Origin of the sequence: Limimaricola litoreus (genome assembly GCF_024159025.1) — a bacterium.
In the GTDB taxonomy this organism is placed as follows: domain Bacteria; phylum Pseudomonadota; class Alphaproteobacteria; order Rhodobacterales; family Rhodobacteraceae; genus Limimaricola; species Limimaricola litoreus.
The window spans coordinates 1-4,763 of sequence record NZ_JAMYXC010000188.1 but is presented as its reverse complement, the minus strand read 5'-3'; the positions used below and the strand labels follow the sequence as shown (position 1 = coordinate 4,763).

General features: G+C 69.0%; 2 protein-coding genes. One reads left to right on the top strand and one right to left on the bottom strand.

All coding sequences use genetic code 11. The annotated features are described in order from the left end of the window. Positions 1-3,915: Hint domain-containing protein (locus NHG85_RS19740; protein WP_305884600.1), on the bottom strand; the 3,915-nt coding region annotated here is incomplete at its 3' end. 263 nt (positions 3,916-4,178) lie between these two features. Here NHG85_RS19740 and NHG85_RS12060 point away from each other — a divergent pair. Further along, positions 4,179-4,583, top strand: coding sequence for a ribbon-helix-helix domain-containing protein (locus NHG85_RS12060; protein ID WP_253332697.1), 405 nt, complete (start codon positions 4,179-4,181; stop codon positions 4,581-4,583). Positions 4,584-4,763: the final 180 nt, after the last annotated feature.

Sequence of the window (4,763 nt, the reverse complement as noted above, 5' to 3'; positions counted from 1 at the left end):
GGCGGCGCGGCGGCTGCCGGTCCAGCGCAGCGGCTGCGGCCCGTGATCGCGGGTCAGCACCAGATCGCCCACCGCCAGATCCTCGGCCCGGCGCGGCCCGAAGGGCGTGGCGATGCGGGTGCCGGCGGTGAAGCAGATCACCCGCTCCATCTGGCTGAAGCGCATGGTCGAGCCGTTGTCCATCAGCACCGAGCCCGACCAGCCCTCGGGGCCTTCGGTCATGCTGAGCGTCTCGAGCCGCGAGGCCGAGCGCAGATCGAGCGTGTCGAAGCCATCGCCGCCGGTGACGGTGGTGTCGGTCTCGCCCTCGTCATCGAAGAGGAACAGGTCATCGCCCGCCCCGCCGGTCGCCGCATCGCCATGCGCGATGTGGATCTCGTCGTCGCCCGCGCCGCCCTCGATCCTGTCGCTGCCGCGCCCGCCGGTGATCGTGTCGTGCCCCGCGCCGCCGGTGAGCGTGTCATCCCCCGCGCCGCCGGTGATCCTGTCGTCGCCGCCGCCACCCGAGAGCGTCGTGCCCGAGCGGGAGGCCCCGGCGTCCATGCGGTCGGCCTGCGCGCTGCCCTCGATCGCCTCGATGTTCTGAAAGCTTGCATTGTCCGTGCCCGAGGCGAGGCTGCCGCTTTCGTCGCCGGTATAGGTGACGTCGATCCCCGAGGAGAGCGCGCCCGCGTCGATCACGTCGCGGTCGTCGTCCGCCGGGTCCTCGCCACCGTCGATCGTGTCGCTGCCGAAGCCGTCGGTCAGCTCGAAGCGGTCCGAGCCGAGCCCGCCGAAGAGCGCATCGTCGCCCGCGTCGCCCCGCAGCCTGTCATTGCCCGCCTCGCCATGCAGCGTATCGTCGCCCGCGCCGCCGAAGAGCGTGTCGTCGCCCGTCCCGCCATGGGCCTCGTCGCCGCCCGCCCCGGCCATGACCTTGTCGTTGCCCGCCCCGGCCATGATGAGGTCGTCGTCGCCGCCCGGGGTGGTAACGGAATCGCCGCCGTCGACGCGCTCGCCCTCGGGGTCGCCCATGTAGCCCGCGTCGATCACGTCGTCGCCGGCGCTGCCCTCGATCGTGCCGTCGGGCCGGGGGATGCCCATGGCGGCCATCGCAGCGGGGTCGGAGACCTCCGCCGGGGCCACCCCGACGAGGGTCAGCGTCTCGCCGCCCGGAAAGGCCAGCCGCGCGTTGCCCATGCCGTCGTCGGTCACCGTCACGTCGTCGGTGTTGAGCCGGAAGCCATCGGCATCGGTCATGTCCGAGACGTCGATCAGGTCGTGGCCGGTATAGCTGCCATCGGCCTCCTGCGTGGGCGCCTCGAAGCCGATCACACGGTCGTCGCCCGAGCCATTGGCCAGGCGCAGCGTCTCGGTGCCGCTGCCGAGGCGGAGGTTCTCGATTTCGCTGAAGGTCCATGTGCCGGTGCCGTCGGTGATCGTACCGCTTTCGGCATCGGCATCCGACAGGTCGAGCGTGTAGTCGCGCTCGGGGCTGGCATAGGTGACGCCATGCGCAAAGTGATGCGAGGCGCCGAGGTCGATGGTGTCGCCCTCTACCTCGCCGGTCTCGCCGCCGAGGATGGTCGCATCGTCGAAATCGGCGCTGGGCATGAAGAGGTCGTCGCCGCCGCCGCCATAGGCCGTGTCATGCGCGGCGATGCCGTCATCGGTCGTCCCGCCGGTGGCGATCACGTCGTCGCCCTCCCCGCCGTGGACCGTGTCGCTGCCATGGCCGCCGGCGATCTCGTCATCGCCCGCGCCGCCCTCGACCACGTCGTCGCCGCTATCGCCATAGAGCAGATCGTCGCCCGCACCGCCCCAGACCGTGTCGTTGCCCGCACCGGCATCGACCCAATCGGTGGCGGCCCCCATCATGATGGTGTCGTGGCCCTCCTCGCCGAGGACGATGTTGCGGCTGGCGGTCTCGGTGTCGGCGCGGTCGTCGACGACATCGTCGCCCGCGCCGCCGAGCACCGTGTCCGAGCCGGCGCCGGTCTCGATGTGATCGTTGCCCGTGCCGCCATAGATCCAGTCGTTGCCGGCGTCGCCATAAAGGGAATCGTCGCCTGCCCCGCCATAAAGCCTGTCATGGCCCGCGTCGCCGTGGATCGTGTCGTGCCCGGTGCCGCCATAGGCCCTGTCGTTGCCCGTGCCACCATAGAGCGTATCGTCGTCCGCCTCGCCGTAGATCCTGTCGTTGCCCGCGTCCCCGTGGATCGTGTCGCGGCCGGTGCCGCCATAGACCTCGTCGTTCTCCGCCCCGGCCTGAACCTGGTCATCGCCCGCTCCGGCGGCGATGATGTCCTGATCGCTCGTGGTGCCATTGTAGAAGGCATCGCCGGAATCGATGCGGTCGCCGTCGTCATCCTCCCAGCCGGGCGTCATCACGTCATCGCCCTCGGTGCCTCTGACGGTTCCGTCGGAGGCGGGAATGCCCATCGCGATCAGCGCGCGCGGGCTGTCGACCGACGCGGCCGATACGCCGACGAGACGCAGGCTCTCGCCATTGGGAAAGCTCAGGATCGCATCGGCGGGATCGTCGGGCGCGGCGGTGACGGTGACATCGCGGATGTTGACCGGGTTGCCGTCGGCGTCGTGCAGCCCGGTGACGTCGATCTGGTCACGCCCGCTGCGGGTGCCGTCGTCATTTTCGACCGGCGCCTCGAAGTTGAGTACGACGTCATTGCCGCCGCCGTCGGACAGGACCACCGTGTCGGCTTCACCGGACTGTGCGCCCAGATCGATGGTGTCGTCGCCCGCGCCGCCGTCGAGCCTGTCGGCGCCCGCGTCGCCTTCGAGCGTGTCATTGCCCGCGCCGCCCGAAAGGGTGTCGTCGCCCGTGCCGCCCGAGAGGCTGTCATCGCCCGCGCCGCCCGCGATCGTGTCATCGCCGCCGTTGCCCGAGATCGTCATGCCGGAGGACAGGGCCGAGGCATCGATGACGTCGGACTGCTCACTCGCGTCGATCTCCTCGATCTCCTCGAAGGTCGCGGTGCTGCTGCCCTGGCGGATGGTGCCGGATTCGGCGTCGGTATAGGTGATCTCGACGCCCTGGCTCAGCCCGGTGAGATCGATCCGGTCGGTGTCGATGTGAAACGAGCTGGTCCCGCCGTCGATGACGTCATTGCCGAAGCCGTCCTCGAAGACGAAGAGGTCGTCGCCCTCGCCGCCATAGAGCGTATCGGCGCCGTGCCCGCCGTAGAAGGTGTCGTTGCCCTTGTCGCCCTCGACGTGATCGTCGCCCGCGCCGGCATAGAGCTGGTCGCTCTGGTTGCCGCCGTCGATCCAGTCGTCGCCCGCGCCGCCATAGATCCGGTCCGCGCCGCCATCGCCGCGAATGGTGTCCTGCCCGGCGCCACCGTAGATGAGATCCTCACCATCGCTGCCGGTGAGCGTGTCGTTGCCCGTGCCGCCATAGATCGTGTCGTTTCCGCCGCGGTGGGTGATCGTATCGTCGCCCGCGCCGCCATAGATCGTCGAGACATCCCTGTCGTTCTCGTCGAATCCATCATCGCCCGCGAACTCGTCATAGGTGACCTCGCCCGCGGTCGCGTCCTCGATGCGGACGACGGTGAGATGGGTGCCGGGGGCGGGCGGCGGATCCTGGAAGACGTAGAAGTCCTCTCCCGTGCCCTCCACCTCGAGCTCGTACATGGTGTACTGGTGGCCCGCCTCGTCCTGCAGCGTGTAGACCTCGTCGAGGTAGACATGGCCCGAACCCGCGTTCGAGCTGCCGCGCCGGATCGACACGGTCTGGCTGCGGTCGTCGCTCGTTCCTTCGGTAACGGTGTCGCCCGACATGCGGGCGTCATCATCCTCGACCTGGAAGCTGTGCGTCGGGGCGGCCGGAACGGTGAAGCTCTGCCCCATGTCGATGGAGTCGGTGCTCACCAGGTCCGATTCGGTGAAGCCCGAGAAAAGATAGGTCGCCATGTGTGAGCCCCCGCCACTGATCGTCGCGGCCAATGGACCGCGAGATTGGGGAGGCAGTAAGGCAAACTCTGGCCGAACCGGGGGTGGTTGTCTCTATGGCGTGGAAAAGGCGCGGCTTTCGGTCCGAGGCGGCGGCGCGTCAGGACTGCGGGCCGGAACAGCCCCTGACAGAAGAGCGCAGTTCCGCCCAGCGGCGGCAAAAATCCGCACCCGGCATTGCGTTCGCAGAAAAACCATCCATATGGATGGCAAGAGGATGTTTTATGCCGAAGAAAGAGCGCAGTGCCGAGACGGAAAAGATCACCATCAACCTCGGGCCCGTCGATCTGGGGCGGATCGACCTGCTGGTGCAGGAGGGGTTCTTCAGCAACCGGACCGATTTCATCCGCACGGCGATCCGTACCCAACTCGCCACGCAGGCGAACGAGATCGAGCGCTCGATCGAACGGCACCGGCTGGAGCTGGGGCTGCATGATGTCCTGCGCGCCGATCTCGAGGCGCTGCGCGACAGGGGCGAGGTTCTCCATATCCGGGTGATCGGCCTCGCCCGCTTCGCCCCCGACATCGACGCCGATCTTGCCCGGCAGACCATCGCCTCCCTGACCGTTCTGGGCGCGCTGCAGGCGAGCCCGGCCATCAAATCCGCCCTTGCGGACCGGATCACATGAGCCCTCCGCGGGCCGCGAAAGGACCACCCCGATGACGTTCGACATGAATGCCGCGATGCGGCGCGCGCTGGACAAGGTCCGGGCGCAGGACCCGATGGGCGCGACCCGCGAGATCCAAGCCGCGCTCGGCGGCGCTGCGGTGTCGCAGCCGAAGACGGCCCGCCCCGAGCGGCCGACCCC